The 15,438-nt window shown below is 70.5% G+C and carries 14 protein-coding genes; 7 read left to right on the forward strand and 7 right to left on the reverse strand.

All coding sequences use genetic code 11. The annotated features are described in order from the left end of the window. Window positions 1-351 precede the first annotated feature (351 nt). Genes BO39_RS03165 through BO39_RS03175 form a run of 3 tightly spaced genes read left to right on the forward strand, consistent with a single transcriptional unit; the run spans window position 352 to window position 3,443 of the window. Window positions 352-1,641 (forward strand): FAD-dependent oxidoreductase, encoded by a 1,290-nt coding sequence (locus BO39_RS03165; protein WP_043830014.1) that lies wholly within the window; start codon window positions 352-354, stop codon window positions 1,639-1,641. A gap of 28 nt (window positions 1,642-1,669) precedes the next feature. Then, window positions 1,670-2,671 carry a Bug family tripartite tricarboxylate transporter substrate binding protein gene (locus BO39_RS03170; protein ID WP_043830330.1) on the forward strand — a complete coding sequence of 334 codons (1,002 nt, stop codon included), beginning with the start codon at window positions 1,670-1,672 and terminating at the stop codon, window positions 2,669-2,671. After that, on the forward strand, window positions 2,661-3,443 hold the full coding sequence (locus BO39_RS03175) for an IclR family transcriptional regulator domain-containing protein (protein ID WP_043830016.1): 783 nt from the start codon (window positions 2,661-2,663) through the stop codon (window positions 3,441-3,443). Before BO39_RS03170 ends, BO39_RS03175 begins: the two co-directional genes overlap by 11 nt. Before the next feature lie 130 nt (window positions 3,444-3,573). Here the strand turns inward: BO39_RS03175 and BO39_RS03180 are convergent, their stop codons facing one another. Continuing rightward, window positions 3,574-4,998, reverse strand: a complete 1,425-nt coding sequence (locus BO39_RS03180; RefSeq protein WP_043830018.1) for an aldehyde dehydrogenase family protein — start codon at window positions 4,996-4,998, stop codon at window positions 3,574-3,576. A 256-nt stretch (window positions 4,999-5,254) separates the two neighbouring features. Between BO39_RS03180 and BO39_RS03185 the strand changes: the two genes are divergently transcribed. Then, on the forward strand, window positions 5,255-6,235 hold the full coding sequence (locus BO39_RS03185) for a Bug family tripartite tricarboxylate transporter substrate binding protein (RefSeq protein WP_043830020.1): 981 nt from the start codon (window positions 5,255-5,257) through the stop codon (window positions 6,233-6,235). A 97-nt stretch (window positions 6,236-6,332) separates the two neighbouring features. Beyond that, on the forward strand, window positions 6,333-7,178 hold the full coding sequence (locus tag BO39_RS03190) for a DNA-binding transcriptional regulator (protein WP_084697810.1): 846 nt from the start codon (window positions 6,333-6,335) through the stop codon (window positions 7,176-7,178). Between the two features lie 59 nt (window positions 7,179-7,237). On the opposite strand, the gene BO39_RS03195 is transcribed toward BO39_RS03190, so the two are convergent. The 6 genes from BO39_RS03195 to BO39_RS03220 all read right to left on the reverse strand — a co-directional run bounded on the left by BO39_RS03195 (window position 7,238) and on the right by BO39_RS03220 (window position 13,089). Further along, window positions 7,238-8,566, reverse strand: a complete 1,329-nt coding sequence (locus BO39_RS03195) for an MFS transporter (RefSeq protein ID WP_084697811.1) — start codon at window positions 8,564-8,566, stop codon at window positions 7,238-7,240. Window positions 8,567-8,862: 296 nt separating this feature from the next. Next, a complete protein-coding gene (locus tag BO39_RS03200) occupies window positions 8,863-9,663 on the reverse strand; it encodes an SDR family NAD(P)-dependent oxidoreductase (RefSeq protein ID WP_043830022.1) in 801 nt (266 codons plus the stop codon). A 77-nt stretch (window positions 9,664-9,740) separates the two neighbouring features. Next, window positions 9,741-10,718, reverse strand: coding sequence for a tripartite tricarboxylate transporter substrate binding protein (locus tag BO39_RS03205; RefSeq protein ID WP_043830025.1), 978 nt, complete (start codon window positions 10,716-10,718; stop codon window positions 9,741-9,743). 37 nt (window positions 10,719-10,755) lie between these two features. Further along, window positions 10,756-11,697: an SMP-30/gluconolactonase/LRE family protein gene (locus BO39_RS03210; RefSeq protein WP_043830026.1), complete on the reverse strand. Its 942-nt coding sequence runs from the start codon at window positions 11,695-11,697 to the stop codon at window positions 10,756-10,758. Window positions 11,698-11,702: 5 nt separating this feature from the next. After that, the gene (locus BO39_RS03215; RefSeq protein WP_245614925.1) at window positions 11,703-12,278 is read right to left on the reverse strand and encodes a carboxymuconolactone decarboxylase family protein; all 576 of its coding nucleotides are present in this window, start codon (window positions 12,276-12,278) and stop codon (window positions 11,703-11,705) included. Window positions 12,279-12,294: 16 nt separating this feature from the next. Next, window positions 12,295-13,089 carry an IclR family transcriptional regulator gene (locus BO39_RS03220; protein WP_084697812.1) on the reverse strand — a complete coding sequence of 265 codons (795 nt, stop codon included), beginning with the start codon at window positions 13,087-13,089 and terminating at the stop codon, window positions 12,295-12,297. Window positions 13,090-13,190: 101 nt separating this feature from the next. On the opposite strand from BO39_RS03220, the gene BO39_RS03225 reads away from it, so the two are divergent. Both BO39_RS03225 and BO39_RS03230 read left to right on the forward strand, forming a co-directional pair. Continuing rightward, complete coding sequence (locus tag BO39_RS03225; RefSeq protein WP_156963436.1) at window positions 13,191-14,219, forward strand: tripartite tricarboxylate transporter substrate binding protein; 1,029 nt, start codon at window positions 13,191-13,193, stop codon at window positions 14,217-14,219. Between the two features lie 26 nt (window positions 14,220-14,245). Then, a complete protein-coding gene (locus tag BO39_RS03230) occupies window positions 14,246-15,046 on the forward strand; it encodes an SDR family NAD(P)-dependent oxidoreductase (protein WP_043830027.1) in 801 nt (266 codons plus the stop codon). Window positions 15,047-15,438: the final 392 nt, after the last annotated feature.

Below are 15,438 nucleotides of genomic sequence, written 5' to 3' on the forward strand. Positions count from 1 at the left end.
TCTCAAGCAAGCAACGGTCATCGTTTCCTCCAGGCTGCGAGCAGGCCAACCGTTCGAAACGGCCGCATTCTCCAGCAGCACTGGAAAGGCAATTCCCATGCCCTATGACAGTGACCTGCCTTTCCAACAACTTCTACGGCATTTCGAAATCGCAACGCGACATTTGTAAAAATCCTCAACAACTCAGGGTTGAGGCGCGAGTTCTTGATAAGAAGATGTTATTATTTCGCTCTGTTCCTTCTAGTATTCGCTTGCCCTACCCTGCAGACCCGTCGCGACGCCAAGAAGCAGATCGCAGTGATTGATGCGTATTGCGCACTATAGTGCGCAATGCGCATAAATGGGTGGAACATGCAGCCGTATCTCGACACCCCCACCGATGTCCTGGTCTGTGGCGGCGGCATGGCCGGCACCGTCGCGGCGGTCGCCGCCGCGCGGGCCGGAGCCCGGGTTCTGCTCGTGGAGCGCTGGGGCTTCCTCGGCGGCAGCGCGACGGCGGCAGCGGTGGGGCAGTTTGTCGGCTGGGAAACCGCCGCGGGCCGGCAGGTCATCCAGGGCCTCGCCGAGGAGGTCGTCGAGCGGCTGGAGCGGCACGGCGGCTCGGGCGGCCACACCCGCTTTACCATGTCCACCGGCCATCGGATGGACCAGGTCTCCTACGATCCGGAACGGCTGAAACTCGTCCTCGACGAGATGACGACTGAGGCCGGCGTGCGCCCTCTCTTCCATGCCACGATCCTCGACGTGGCCAGGCAGGGATCCGCCATCGCGACCGTGACGGTGCTGACGAAGGCGGGCCCGCTCGCGATCCGGCCAGGATTCGCCATCGATGCCTCGGGCGATCTCGACGTGATGGCCCGGGCCGGCGCGACCTTCCTGCCGCTGGAGCCTGACGAGGCGCCGCAGCCCGCTACGATGATGTTCCGCTTTGGGCCAATTGACTTCGACCGCTTCGGCGCCCTTGGAGCCGCCGAGCTGAAGGACCTCTGCACTCGGGGGGTCGAGAGCGGCGCGCTGGCCAGGGCCGCCCTGCACCAGAGCCGCATCCCCGGCACCAATGACGGCTGGTTCAACATCAGCCGGGTCAACCTCGACGCGACGGACCCCTTCCAGCTCTCGGCCGGCGAGATGGAAGGGCGCCGGCAGGCCTTCGCGGCCGCCGATTTCCTTTCGGCCCATGTGCCGGGCTGCGAGGGCGGGCGCCTCATCGCCCTGGCGCCGCAGCTCGGGATCCGGGAATCGCGGCGCGTGCGCGGCGACTTCGTGCTGACCCCGGAGGACCTTCGCGCGGAGCGGCGCTTCCCGGACGCGATCGCGGTCGGGGCCTATCCGATGGACATCCATCCGGCGAAGGGCACCGGGCTGCACTTCGAGACCCTCGGCGGCGACAAGAGCTACGAGATTCCGTACCGCTGCCTCGTGCCGACCGGGCTCGACAACGCCCTCGTCGCCGGGCGCGGCATCTCCGCCAGCCACGGCGCCCATGCCTCGACGCGCGTGATGCCCACCACCATGGCGATCGGCCAGGCTGCCGGCACCGCCGCCGCCCTCGCCTGCGCCGGCAATGGCGGTGCGCGCCAGGTGGACCCGGCCGCCCTGCGCGAACGCCTGCGGCGCGACGGCGCCTACCTGCCGGCCTGAGACCGGCTTCACAGAAACGGAGGAAACGATGAACAAGCCCAGCCAATTCGCCCTCGAGCGCCGGTCGCTGCTCTCCACGGGCCTCGCGCTGCTCGCGGCTTCTCCCGCCGCCCGCGCGCAGTCGGGCGGGACCTGGCCGAGCCGCCCTGTCAGAATCATCGTGCCCTTCGCGGCGGGCGGGCCGGCGGACGGCCTTGCCCGCATGCTCGGCGAGCAGGTGCTCGGGCCGAAGCTGGGCCAGCCGGTCGTGGTCGAGAACCGGGCCGGCGCCGGCGGCGTCATCGGCGTGGCCGCGGCGGCCGGGGCGAACGACGTCCACACCCTCCTGTTCGGTAGCATCAGCATGACCATCGTGCCGCACCTGCAGGCCCAGCCCGTGGGTTACGACGTCGTGCGGGACTTCACGCCGCTCGCGCAGATCGCCTCGACGCCCTTCCTCCTCGTCGTGCCCTCCGGCTCTCGCTTCACGGACGTGGCCGCGCTCGTCGCGGCGGCGAAGGCGCGGCCGAAGGGCCTGTCGGCAGCGAACAGCGGCTACGGCACGCTGTCCCACATGACGGCGGAGCTGTTCAACCAGGGTGCCGGCGCGGAGCTGGAACCGGTGGTCTATCGCGGCGAAGGCGTGCTGATGCCGGACCTGCTCGGCGGGCAGGTGGATCTCGGCTTCCTCACCCTCTCCTCCGTGCTGCCCCATCTGCGGGCCGGCACGCTGCGGGCGCTCGCCGTGGCCGGGGCAGCGCGGCTGCCGGAGCTGCCGGAAGTTCCGATCCTGGCGGAAGCGGGCTTCCCCGGCATCGAGGTGGACGGCTGGCAGGCGATGTTCGCGCCCCGCAGCGTACCGCCGGCCGCCGCCGCGCGGCTCTCGGCCATTCTGGCGGAAGCGATGGCCGATCCCGCCATCCGCGCCCGCATCACGAGCTTCGGCGCCGTGCCGGCCAGCCGACCCAACGCGGATTTCGCGGCGATGGTGCCCGAGGAATTCCGCCGCTGGGGGGTGCTGGTGAAGGAACGGAACATCCGTGTCGACTGACGCCGCGGGCGAGGAGATCCGGAGCCGGGGCTTCGTGACGTCCTTCGCGCGCGGGCTGGACGTCATCGGCGCCTTCGGTCCGGGCGCGGGTCGGCTGACGCTGTCCGAGGTCGCGTCGCGCGCCGGGCTCGACCGCGCCGTCGCGAGGCGGCTGCTGATGACCCTGGTGGAACTCGGCTTCGCCGAGAGCGAGAGCCGCCGCTTCGCCCTCACGCCGCAGGTGCTTCGCCTGGCGCAGGCCTATCTGGGCGGCGCCGGGCTGGACCGCCGGATGCAGCCCGCGCTGGAGGCGCTGGCGAACCGCCTCGGCGAGAGCGTCTCGCTCAGCGTGCTGGACTGGCCGGATATCGTGAATGTCGCCCGGGCCGAGGCGGCCGACCGGCCTTTCCGCCACGCCCTGACGGTCTCGGCCCGGATGCCCGCGCATGCCACCGCGTCCGGGCGCGTGCTGATGGCCGCCCTGCCCGCCGATGTCGCGCGGGCCCATCTCGCGGCGCCGTTGCCTCGCTACACCCCGCGCACCGTCACGGAGTCCGACGCCCTGATGCGCGCCGTGGCGGCGTGCAGGGACGCCGGCTTCGCCGTGCTCGACGGCGAGCTGGAGGAGGGCTTCGCCTCGGCGGCCGTGCCGGTGGCGGATGCCACGGGGCGCGTCGTCGCGGCGCTCGCGACCAGCAGCCACGCCGGTCGCCGTGATGCCGCCGCCCTTCGCGCAGAAGTGGTGCCGGCGATGCTGGCGACGGCGCGGGAAATGTCGGCGCTTCTCGTCTGACCGATCTGGCCGCGGTCCGGGATGCGTCGTGCAGCGTCCCGCAGAGAATGTGGTCGAGCGCCCGTGCCTCTGCTTCAGCCCGCGCGAACGGGCACGCTCATCTCCGCCCGGGAGCAGGGCGGCACCGCCGCTAGCCCGCCGCGCCCAGGATGGCCTTCACCTCAAGGTATTCCTCGAACCCGAAAACCCCGAACTCGCGCCCGTTGCCGGATTGCTTATAGCCGCCGAAGGGGAGGCTGCGGTCGAACGCGGCGCCGTTGATGTAGACGCGCCCTGACCGGATCCGGTTGGAGATGGCGCGCGCGTGTGCGGGGTCGCGGGACTGCACGAAGCCTGCGAGACCGAAGGGCGTGTCGTTGGCGATCTCCACCGCCTCGTCCTCGCTGTCGTAGTTCATGATGGACAGCACGGGGCCGAAGATCTCCTCCCGAGCGATCCGCATCCCCGGCGTCACGTCGCCGAAAACGGTCGGGCGAACGTAGTATCCGTGGTTGAGCTCCGCCGGCCGGCCCGGTCCGCCGGCCACCAGGGTCGCCCCCTCGTCGATCGCGGAGCGGATGAAGTCCTGCACCTTCTCGAACTGCGCCCCGCTCACCAGCGGCCCCATGGTGCAGGCGGGATCAAGAGGGTCGCCGAGGCGGACGGCGCCAACAGCCTCGCGCGCCGCCTCGAACGCCGCTTCGCGCTGCGCCCGCGGGATGAGCATGCGCGTGGGAGACTGGCAGTTCTGGCCGGCATTCGTGTAGCTGGCATGAACGCCCTCGATCACGGCGCCCCTCAGGTCGGCATCGGGGAGGATGATGTTGGCTGACTTGCCGCCCAGTTCCTGCGCCACGCGCTTGACCGTATCCGCCGCCAGCTTCGCCACCCGCACGCCCGCCGCCGTCGAGCCGGTGAAGGACACCATGTCGATCCCGGGATGGGCGGCGATCGCCTCGCCCACCGTTGGCCCGTCGCCGTTCACGAGGTTGAAGACGCCGGCGGGGACACCGGCCTCGTGGACAATCTCCGCGAAGAGCATGGCGCTGAGCGGCGCGACCTCGCTCGGCTTCAGGACGACGGTGCAGCCAGTCGCGAGCGCGGGGGCAACCTTGGAGCCCACCTGGTTCAGCGGCCAGTTCCAGGGCGTGATCAGCCCGCAGACGCCAATCGGCTCACGGCGGATGATCCCGTTCCCCATCCGCTCCTCGAACCTGTAGCGTTCGAGCACCCGCACCGCTTCCTCGAAATGGAAGAGCGCGACGGTCGCCTGCCGCTCGGTCGCGAAGGTGATGGGGGCGCCCATCTCAAGAGTCATCGTGCGCGCGAGCTCCGGCAGGCGCGCCCGGAACCCCTCGACGATCCGCCGGAGAAGGCGGAGGCGCTCCTCCACGCTCGTCGCGGCATAGGCGGGAAAGGCCCGGCGCGCGGCCGCGACGGCCCGGTCCACGTCTGGCGCGGAGCCGAGGCTGATACGGGCGAAGACCTCCTCGGTCGCGGGGTTGACCACTCCCAGGGTCGCGGGCGTGGTCGGCTCCACCCAGGCGCCGTCGATATAGAATTTCAGCCGTTCCATGGCGCTCTGCCCCCAGAGGTGCCTGCCCTCATCCGGGGCAGCGGGTGCACGCGGACGCCCGTGCGACCGATGTCGCCCCTGGCGGATCCCTCGACGTTCCCGGCGCCGAGGCTAGCCGAAGCGGCCGGCGCGTCGAGCCGCGAGTGACCGCATTCCGGATCCCGGAATTCCCGCACAATGGCGCAGCGCGCGCGATCAATCCGGTTAGGATGCCCGCAACAAGCGGCGGAGCCCCAGCGCCGCGAGGGAGGACACCATGAAGGCATGCGTCACTCGCCGGGCCGCACTCGCCCTCGGCACGGCCGGGTTATGGGCGGCGCCCAAGCCCGGCTGGGCCCAGGCCTGGCCGTCGCGCCCGGTCACCATGGTCCTGCCCTTCTCCGCCGGCGGGGGAACCGACCTTTTGGCGCGCGCGCTCGCCCAGTACCTGAGCGAGGCGCTGGGCCAGCAATTCGTCGTCGACAACCGTGCCGGCGCGGGCGGAAACATTGGCGCGGCCGCCGTTGCCAGGGCCGCGCCCGACGGCAACACGATCCTGTTCGGCACGCCGGGGCCGCTGGCGAACAACAAGCTGATCTACAAGAGCCTGTCCTTCGACCCCGAGCAGGCCTTCGCGCCGGTCGTCCTGATTGCCAAGTCACCCCTGATCGTCGCGGCGAAGGCGTCGCTGCCGGTCAAGGACATCAGGGAACTGGTGGCGCATGCGAGGGCGAATCCCGGCAAGCTCACGGTGGGCGTGCCGGGCAACGGAACCCTCGGCCACATCACCGCCCTGCTGCTGGAGAAGGAGCTCGGGATCAGCCTGACGAGCGTGCCGTATCGCGGCACCGCGCAGGTGGTGAACGACCTTGTGGGCGGGCAGATCGACCTCGCGATGGACTTCCTGCCTTCCTACGTGCCGGTGGTGCAGGACGGAAAGGCCCGCGCTCTTGCCGTCACCACCGCCCAGCGGTCAGGCGACCTGCCGGAGGTCGAGACCGTCCAAGAAGCCGGGTTCCGCGGGTTCGAAGCCTCCGCCTGGTACGCCCTCGCGGCACCCGCGGGAACGCCGGGCGAGATCATCGGCAAGCTCAACGCGGCCACCAATGCCTTCCTGCGGAGCCCGAAGGGGCAGGAAGCACTGGTCAAGCTGAGCATGCAGGGCGTCGGCGGCTCCCCGGCCGACCTAAGGGCCTTCATCGTCTCCGAGTTGCAGAAGTGGGGCCCGGTCCTGAAGGAGGCCGACATTTCCATGTAGCCGGCGCAGCACCGGCGGCGAAGCGGGGGCGGCATGGTTGAAGGCGGGGTGCCGTTGCCGCAGCGTTCCGTTGTGAACGGCCGGGCGAACCGGCAAGGTGGCCCCGGCAGCCCTGCCGCCCGCCGCGACCGTGCCGGAGCCCCCTGTCCTGAGCGATCCGCCCGTCCAGTCCGTCCTCCGCGCCCTCTCGGTCCTGAAGGAACTGAACCGGCAGCGCAGCACCACGGTGGAGGAGCTGCATCGCCGGACCGGGCTGCCGAAGCCGACCATCATGCGCCTGCTCGGCACGCTGATCGTCGCGGGGCTGGTGATGAAGGGCAGCCGCGGGCTCGGCTACCACGTCACCTCCGACGTGCTCTCCCTCAGCGCCGGCTACCATGGCGGCCCGCTGGTGGCGGAGGCCGGGCGGCCCTGGGCCGCGGACCTGACGCGCCGCCTGCGCTGGCCCGCCGCCATCGCCGTGCTGGACGGCGCGCGGATGGCGATCAGCGTCAGCACCATCGCGGACAGCGCGGTCTCGCCCTTCCACAGCACGGTTGGGTCGCATCTCAGCCTCGTCACGCGCGCGCTCGGCCGGGCCTATATCGGGTGGTGCCCGGACACGGAGCGGCGGATCCTCGTCCGCATGCTCGCGGCCTCCGCTGATCCCGAGGACAACCCGCCGACCCTGGAGCGCACGATTCGCGGCATCGTCGGCAGCGTGCGGCAGCAGGGCTACGCCCTGCGCGACCCGCGGGTGGAGCCGCGCTCCTCCGACACGGTGGCCGTACCGATCCTCCTCGGCGGGGCGGTCGCGGGCACGATCGGCCTCAGCTACTTCCGCTCCGCGGTGAACCATCGCGCCCTGACCGAGGAGCTGGTGCCGGCCCTGAAGGAGGCGAGCCGGGAGATCACCGTCTCGATGGAGCGCCTGCAGCGCGGCGCAGGGACGGCGGCACCCTGACCACTCCGGCCCTGTCGCGCCGCGATGCCCTGCCGACGCAGGGCTCTCGCGAAGGGGCCTCAACCGCCCCCGCCGGCCTCGTGAGCCCCGGCGAGGGGCGCGGCGGCCGGCACCCGCAGCACCGCCCGCTCCTTCGGCAGGATGAGATGGATGGCCAGGGTGGCGACCACATAGGCCCCGGCGCCGACGAAGAGGACGAGCGTGTAATTGCCGCCCGTGGCGTCCAGCAGCCGCCCCACCACGACCGCGGAGAAGCCGCCGAGGATGGAGCTGACGCAGCCGCCGAACCCCACGGCGCTCGCCACCGCCTCCTTCGGCATCGTGTCGGAGACGAGGGTGAAAAGGTTGGCCGAGAAGCCCTGATGCGCGGCCATGGCGAGGCCGATCAGCAGCACCGAGACCCAGATCCCGTCGGCCATGGGCGCGAGGAAGACCGGCACCGTGCAGGCCGCGCAGGCCAGCAGCGCCAGCTTGCGCGCGGTGAAGACGCCGAACCCGGCCCGCATAAAGCGCCCGGACAGCCAGCCGCCGCCGATCGAGCCGACATCCGTCATGAGGTAGATGATGACGAGCGGCAGGCCGAGCGCCATCAGGTTCACGTGGAACTTCGAGAAGAGGAAGCTCGGCACCCAGTTGTTGTAGAACCACCAGACGGGGTTAGTGAGAATGCCGCCCACCAGGTACACCCAGGTGCCGGAGTAGCGGAACATCTCCACCCAGGGCACGCGGCGCGAGGGCACCTCGGGATCGCTATGGATATAGGCGAGTTCCTCCAACGTTACCTTCGGGTGCTCCTCCGGCGCGCGGTATAGGGCCAGCCAGAAGACGACCCAGACGAGGCCGACCAGGCCGGTCACGTAGAAGGCCGCCTGCCAGCCGAAATGGGAGGTGACGAAGGCGGCGATCAGCGGCGCGAGCAGGCCGCCGATATTGCTGCCGGAGTTGAACACCCCCGTGGCCAGCGCGCGGTCCCGCACCGGGAACCAGGTGGCGACCGACTTGATGCAGGTCGGGAAGTTACCGCCCTCGCCGAGGCCCAGGGCAATGCGCGCGGCGGTGAAGCCCGCGACGGAGGTGACGAGGCCGTGCGCGGTGGAGGCAACCGACCAGATCATGGCCGCGACCGCGAGGCCGACGCGTACGCCCACCTTGTCCGTGAAGGCGCCCATGCCCGCATAGCCCGCGGCATAGGCCATGCTGAAGGCAAAGACGATGTTGCCGTAGTCGCTCTCGCTGAAGTGGAGCTCGCCCTGGATCGTCGGCTTGAGCACGCCGAGCAGATTGCGGTCCATGTAGTTGACGGTGGTGACGACGAAGAGCAGCGCGATGATGACCCAGCGGTATCGCCCCGCCGCGGCCGGGCGTGGCCCGGGGACGGTGAGTGCCATGTTGTCTCCTCCCCTCGGGGCAGTCGGCCCGGGATTGATCCCTGTCCGAGCAGCTTGCTCGCAGCCTTCGAGGAGCGGAACGGAGCCATCTTTCGGCCGTGCAATCCGCGGGGTTACGACGTGTTACAGCGGGCACGGAACAGCTGGTTCCCGCTGGCTGGCCCAGGTGAAGGTTCGGCCATCATGCGGGCGAAGCGGGCGCGTAGATCACGGCGATGTGCGCCTGCCGCACGTCCTGCCGCACGTCCTGCCGCACGTCCTGCCGCGCGCTCGCACGAGCGATTCCGCCCTCCTGGTCAGTCGCAGCGGACGGACATGCCACCGTCCACCACGATCTCCGTTCCAGTGATGAAACGCGCCTCATCGGAGGCAAGGAACAGCGCGGCGTTCGCCGTGTCGCGCCCATCGCCCGCGAAGCCCAGCGGGATGCGCTTCACGCGGGTGGCGAGAAGCGCCGCCACGTCGCCGCCCGCGCGCTGCCCGGCCAACCGCGTCTCCACCATCGGCGTGTGCATCTGGCCGGGCACCACCGTGTTCACGCGGATGTTGCGAGCGGCGTACTCCACCGCCACGACGCGGGAGAACTGAATGATCCCGGCCTTGGACGCCGCGTAGGCCACCTGCGCCGCGCCCGTCCAGCGGATGCCGGAGGTGGAGGCGGTGTTGACGATCGCGCCGCCGCCCTGCCGCTCCATCACGGGCAGGACGTGCTTACAGGCGAGGAACACGCTCTTGAGATTGTAATCGATCTGCGTGTCCCAGACCTCCTCGCTCATCTCCACCGGGCCGCCCTTCGCCGAACCGCCGACATTGTTCACGAGGATGTCGATGCGGCCATATTCCGCCACCGCCGCCTCAACCATGGCGGCGATGGACGCGCTGCTCATCACGTCGCAGGCACCCATGGCGAAGCGGCCGCCTTCCTCGCGGATGCGGGCGGCGGTCTCCTCCATGGCCGCCATGTTCTTGTCCACGCCGTAGACCAGCGCGCCTTCCCGCGCGAAGAGCACGGCGGCAGCGCGGCCGTTGCCCCATCCCGTTCCCACCGAGCCCGCGCCCGTGATGACGGCGACCTTGCCCTCGAGACGTCCTGCCATGCTTCGATCCGATCACCTGTTCTGCCGCGTCGCGGCCGCGCCCGCCTCGGCGGGCCGCACAAGAAGGACGGGACGTCTCAGTCCATCGTGATGTTGGCGCGGCGCCCGACCTCGCCCCAGCGCGCGCTCTCCTTCGCGATGAAGTCGCGGAACTCCTCCTGGCTGCCACCCACGGGCCGGGCGCCCTGCTCGCCATAGGACTTCACCAGGTCGGGGTCCCGCAGCGCCTTTGCGGCGGCGTCGTGCAACAGCGCCTGGAGAGGGGCGGGAACCTTGGAGGAGGTGACGAGCCCGTACCAGTTGTCCGCGATCACGGGCACGCCGGCTTCCGCCATGGTGGGCGTCTGCGGCAGCAGGGGCGTCCGCTCGCCGCTCGCGATGGCCAGCGGCTTGAGGCCGCCGCCCTGCACCTGGGACAGCATGGCCGGGATGTCCGCGAACATCATCTGCACCTGCCCGGCGATGAGGTCCGTCACGGCCGGCGCGGCGCCGCGATAGGGCACGTGGGTGATGTCGATCCCCGCCGCGGCGCGGAAGGCCTCCCCGGCCAGGTGCGGCATGGAGCCGATGCCGGAGGAGCCGTAGTTCAGCTTGCCCGGGTTCCGCTTCGCGTAGTCCACCAGCTCCGCCACCGAGTTCACGGGAAGGGCGGTGGGCACGGCCAGCATCTCGGGCATCAGCGCGACGAGGGTGATGGGCGCGAGGTCCTTCGCCACGTCGAAGGGCATGGACGCGCCGAGGACGGGCGAGATGGCGATGGCGCCGGCGCTCGTGAGGCAGAGGCTGCGGCCATCGGGCGCCGCCTTGGCCACGTTGTCCGTGCCGATGACACCGCCGGCGCCGGAGCGGTTCTCGACGACGACGTTGCGGTCGAGCACGGCGCCCAGCTTCTGGCCGAGCACGCGGGCGACGAGGTCGTTTGGCCCGCCGGGCGGGAACGGCACCACCAGGCGGATTGGGCCTTCCGGAATGCGCGCGGACTGCGCGATCGCCGGGCAGGCGAGCGGCAGGGCGGCAGCGGGGATCAGCTGGGCGAGATGTCGGCGGGTGATCATGTCTCTTTTCCTTGAGGCCTTGTGCAAGGGAGGCCGGCTAGCCGCCAGGCGTCCCCTGCGTGTTGACGTAGAGCGCATAGAGAGAATGGCATGAGGCCATGAAGAGTCTGTTCCTGTGCCGCCCGCCGAAGGCGAGGTTGGCGCAGCGTTCCGGCAGGTGGATATGGCCGATCGGCTCGCCGGCCGGGTTGAACACGCGCACCCCGTCCTGCTCGGGGTCCATGCCCCAGCCGCACCACAGATTGCCGTCCACGTCCACGCGGAAGCCGTCCGGCGTGCCGGTCCCTGCCTCCACCAGCACGCGGCTGTTGCGCAGGGCATCGCCCGCCACGTCGAAGACGCGAATGTTGCGCGGGCGGGCGCGGGATTCGATGACATAGAGCCGGCTCTCGTCCGGCGAGAAGGCGAGCCCGTTAGGACCGTTCACGTCGTCCGCTACCACCGTCGCGCAGCCCGTGGCGCCGTCGATCCGGTAGATCCGGGCGGGCAGCTCCTGCTCCGCCTTCACGCCCTGGTAGTAGCCAAGGATGCCGAAGGGCGGGTCGGTGAACCAGATGGAGCCGTCCGACCTGACCACCACGTCGTTGGGCGAGTTCAGCCGCTTTCCCTCGAAGAAGTCGAGCAGCACGGTGATCGCGCCGTCATGCTCCGTGCGCGTCACGCGGCGGCCGCCGGCCTCCCCACCGTGCTCGCAGGTGACCAGCCGCCCCTCGCGGTCCCGCGTGTTGCCGTTCGCGTGGTTGGAGGGCGCGCGGAAGGTCGAGACCGCACCCGTGGCCTCGCTCCAGAGAAGGATGCGGTCGTTCGGCACGTCGCTGAACAGCAGGCTGCGCCAGGCGCCGAACCAGACCGGCCCCTCGGCCCAGCGGCAGCCGGTGTAGAGGCGCTCCACTCCCGCCAGGGCGAGGTGGTAGCGCTCGAAGCTGGCATCGAGCGCTCGGATCGCGGGATCGGGGTAGCGAAGGCTTGGCTCCCACATGGTAGTCAAACCGCCGGGTCGCCGGGTTCGGCGCCCAGCTCGGGCGCGAAGTTCTCGGGTAGGCCGAGCTCGAAGGCGTTCAGCGTCAGCGCGACCATGGAGTAGTAGCCCATGATCCCGACCAGCTCGACCAACCCGCGCTCCCCCAGCACCGCGACACCGCGCTGATAGAGCGCGTCCGGCAGGCGCCGCGTGGCGAGCAGGGTTTGGGCCACCTCATAGACGGTGCCTTCGCGCTCGTCGCGCAGCGCCGGCTCCCGCCGCGCCGCGACGGCGGCGACCACCTCCGGGTCCATCCCGGCCTTCAGTCCCTCGCGCTTGTGCGCGGTCCATTCGTGATGGGAGCTCCAGTGGCGCGCGGTGACGAGGATCGCGAGCTCGGAGAGGCGTGGCTCCAACGTGGTCTGGTAGCGCAGCAGCTCGCCCAGGCGCTGACCGCGGCGCGCCAGCTCCGGGTTCTTCAGCCAGGCGATCATCGGCGCCGGCACGCGGCCGCGGATGCCGGAGACGGCTTCCTGGCAGACCTCCCTCTCCTCGGGCGTGCGCTCCGCCTCGGGCGTCAACTCGATCCGGGCCATCATCTTCTCCCTGCCGCGCCTAACGCGCGGCCTGTTCCAGCGGCGCGGGGTCGCCGCCCAGGTCGCGCGTCATCGCCACTGCCTCCCGCAGCACGAGCGGTGCGCAGAGCGCCTCCGTCTCCTCCGTGAAGCGGTAGAGCGGTACAGAGATGCCGATGGAGCCGACGATGTTCCCGCCCGCGTCGAGGACAGGGCAGGCGATGGCGGCGATCACCGGCAGGCGCTCGCCCCGGCTGACCACGGGCAGCCTCTCGCCGTTCTCGAGCGCGATGAGGGAACGGCCATGGGCGCCGCGGCCGAGCGGCTGGGCCTCGCCGAGTTGGGCGACATCGCGCACCAGCTGCGGAGAATCCAAGCGGAAGACGCAGCGGCGCTGCTCGCCCTCCCGCACGAAGAAGGCGGCGCTTTCCCGGCTTTCGGCGCGCAGGCGCTCCAGCGCGGGCATGACGTGGTGCTCCAGGCGCAGCGATCGGCGGAACAGGTCGCCCAGCAGCAGCAGGGTGGGGCCGAGGAGATAGCCGCCGGAGGGCAGGCGCTTGACGAAGCCGTGCCCCTCCAGCGTGCCGAGCAACCGCAGCGCGGTCGTCAGGTTCAACCCGGCCCGGCGGGAGAGTTCCGTCAGGCCCAGAGGGCCGTCCTCCTCCCGGAAGGCGCGCAGCAGGACGAGGGCGCGGTCCACCGCGCGCACGCCGTCACCGGGCAGCGCGCTGACCGGGGAGGCCGGGGCAACGGCGCGCAGGGCGCTGCCGGCCGCTGCGGAACCGGCCGGCGCATCCTCGGCGGTCGTGCGGGCGCGTCGGGGCTGCTTTGCCATGCCGGGAGCCTAACCGATCCTTTCATCACACGGAAGCTGCTTGCACAGTACGGAAGCAGCGGCCTAGCTTTCGCGCCAAGACAAAGGCGGGAGGATGCGGGATGGGAACCGAGCGAAGCGGCGGCGGGTGGGCTGGGGATGGCCTCCGAGCCGGGCGGCGAAACCTGCTGCGCCTCAGCGCGGCGGGGGCCGGAATGTGGGCCCTGCCCAACGCCCCGCCCGCCCTGGGCGCGGAGACCTATCCTTCCCGCCCGATCCGCGTGATCGTCCCCTTCACCGCCGGCGGGGGCACGGACGTGGTGGGGCGCGAGCTTGCCCAGATGCTCGCGGTGGAACTCGGCCAGGCCGTGGTGATCGACAACCGGCCGGGCGGGGGCACGGTCCTCGGCTCCGACCTCGCCTCCAAGGCCGCGCCGGATGGCTACACGCTGCTGCTCACCACCTCGGCGCTCGCCATCAACGCCTCCCTCGTGAAAGGCCTTCCCTACGATACGGAGAAGGGCTTCTCGGAAGTCGGGCTGGTCTGCCACGGGCCGAACGTGATCGTGGTGCGGCCGGACAGTCCCCTTCGCAGCGTGGCTGACGTTATCCGTGTGGCGAAGGCGGACCCGGGCAAGCTGACCTACGGCTCCTCCGGCAACGGCTCGGCGGTGCATCTGGCGGCGGAGCTGTTCAAGCTGACAGCCGGCGTGGACCTCACCCACGTTCCCTACCGCGGGGCAGGGCCGGCCTATACCGATCTTCTCGGCGGGCGGCTGGACATGGTCTTCGGCACGGCGGGCGGTGTGTCGGCCTTCGTGAAGGGCGACCGGATGCGTGCCCTCGCCGTGACCTCGCCCCAGCGGACGCCGGCCTATGAAGGCGTGCCCACCGTGGCGGAGACCCTGCCGGGCTACGAGGCGGAGGTCTGGTACGCCGTCTTCGCGCCCGGCGGCACGCCGGCCCCGATTCTCACCCGGCTGAACGAGGCGATGCGGAAGGTGACCGCGGCGCCCGCCTACCACTCCCGCCTGGCGGGAGAGGGGCTGACCGTCGCGGTGAACAGCCCGGAGGAGATGACGCGCTTCATGCGCGCCGAGGAAGCGCGCTGGCGGCGGGTGGTCACTGACGGCCGCATCACCTCCGATTGATGAACAGCAGAGAGCAGGAAGCACGCATGTCCCGGGGCAGGTTGGACGGCAAGGTCGCCATCATCGTCGGCGCGGGGCAGCAGCCCGGCGAGACCGTGGGCAATGGGCGCGCGGTGGCCGAGCGCTTCGCGGAGGAGGGCGCGACCCTGCTGCTGGTGGACATCAACGAGGATTGGGCGGAGGCCACGCGCGCGGCGGTGGAGCGGCATGGCCACCCCGCCTCGGTCCTGCGCGCCGACATCACGAGGGAGGAGGACTGCGCCGCCATCGCCCGCACCTGCATGGAGCGCTACGGCCGCATCGACGTGCTGCACAACAATGTCGGCCGCTCCAGGGGCGACCGCAGGACGGCCGAGATGGACGCGGACATGTGGGACACCATCATGGCCATGAACCTCAAGGGCATGTTCATGACCTGCAAGCACGTCCTGCCGCACATGGTCGCGCAGGGATCGGGCTGCATCATCAACATCTCCTCCACCTCCTCCCTCTCCGCACGGCCTACTGTCACCTACAAGACCAGCAAGGCCGGGGTGAACGCGCTGACCCAGCACATCGCGACCGAGAACGCCCGCCACGGCATCCGCGCCAACGTCATCCTGCCCGGGCTGATCGACACGCCCATGGCGATCGAGCGCCGGGCGCAGGAGCGGGGCGTGCCGCGCGAGGTGGTCCGGGCGGAGCGCGAGGCGCTGGTGCCGATGGGACGCATGGGCACGGCCTGGGACGTGGCCAATGCCGCCCTGTTCCTCGCGTCCGACGAGGCCGGCTACATCACCGGCGTGATCCTGCCGGTCGACGGAGGGTTGCTGGAAAAGCGGGGCTGATCAACGGGCGGTGGGCCCTCAGCGCCCAGACCTGACCTCCGTGAGAGGAACGCCGCAGCCCTATGTCCAGCCGGACGGCAGGAGCTCCTGCGGCAGCGGGCATTTCGCACAGGAGGAAACGCCCTCGACTCCCTTGAATCATCAATCAACTGGCCGCAGGCTCAGGTTGAACCCATGGAGCCGCGTGCGCAGCATTACAGTCCTGCAATGGCCACCTCGAACACAGGGCCGGCCAGGGAAAGTCTGCTGCCGCACTCCCGGAGCAGCAGAGGCAGGTTCATTATGATACTGTATTGATATAAGGAAAGAAACGTTGGCTTTCCAGACCGGATCGGCTGTAAGCTCCATTGGATAGCGCGGGTTGCGTGCAAGTGTTACATGCGCCTCGCGCC

Origin of the sequence: Roseomonas aerilata DSM 19363 (assembly GCF_000711725.1) — a bacterium.
GTDB lineage: Bacteria > Pseudomonadota > Alphaproteobacteria > Acetobacterales > Acetobacteraceae > Roseomonas > Roseomonas aerilata.

Bases quoted from the DNA above. Each gene is read 5' to 3' on its own strand.
- BO39_RS03230 (WP_043830027.1), top strand. From the start codon at position 14,246: ATGTCCCGGGGCAGGTTGGACGGCAAGGTCGCCATCATCGTCGGCGCG.
- BO39_RS03210 (WP_043830026.1), bottom strand. From the start codon at position 11,697: ATGTGGGAGCCAAGCCTTCGCTACCCCGATCCCGCGATCCGAGCGCTC.
- BO39_RS03170 (WP_043830330.1), top strand. From the start codon at position 1,670: ATGAACAAGCCCAGCCAATTCGCCCTCGAGCGCCGGTCGCTGCTCTCC.
- BO39_RS03205 (WP_043830025.1), bottom strand. From the start codon at position 10,718: ATGATCACCCGCCGACATCTCGCCCAGCTGATCCCCGCTGCCGCCCTG.
- BO39_RS03180 (WP_043830018.1), bottom strand. From the start codon at position 4,998: ATGGAACGGCTGAAATTCTATATCGACGGCGCCTGGGTGGAGCCGACC.
- BO39_RS03225 (WP_156963436.1), top strand. From the start codon at position 13,191: ATGGGAACCGAGCGAAGCGGCGGCGGGTGGGCTGGGGATGGCCTCCGA.
- BO39_RS03195 (WP_084697811.1), bottom strand. From the start codon at position 8,566: ATGGCACTCACCGTCCCCGGGCCACGCCCGGCCGCGGCGGGGCGATAC.
- BO39_RS03185 (WP_043830020.1), top strand. From the start codon at position 5,255: ATGAAGGCATGCGTCACTCGCCGGGCCGCACTCGCCCTCGGCACGGCC.
- BO39_RS03200 (WP_043830022.1), bottom strand. From the start codon at position 9,663: ATGGCAGGACGTCTCGAGGGCAAGGTCGCCGTCATCACGGGCGCGGGC.
- BO39_RS03165 (WP_043830014.1), top strand. From the start codon at position 352: ATGCAGCCGTATCTCGACACCCCCACCGATGTCCTGGTCTGTGGCGGC.
- BO39_RS03215 (WP_245614925.1), bottom strand. From the start codon at position 12,278: ATGATGGCCCGGATCGAGTTGACGCCCGAGGCGGAGCGCACGCCCGAG.
- BO39_RS03220 (WP_084697812.1), bottom strand. From the start codon at position 13,089: ATGGCAAAGCAGCCCCGACGCGCCCGCACGACCGCCGAGGATGCGCCG.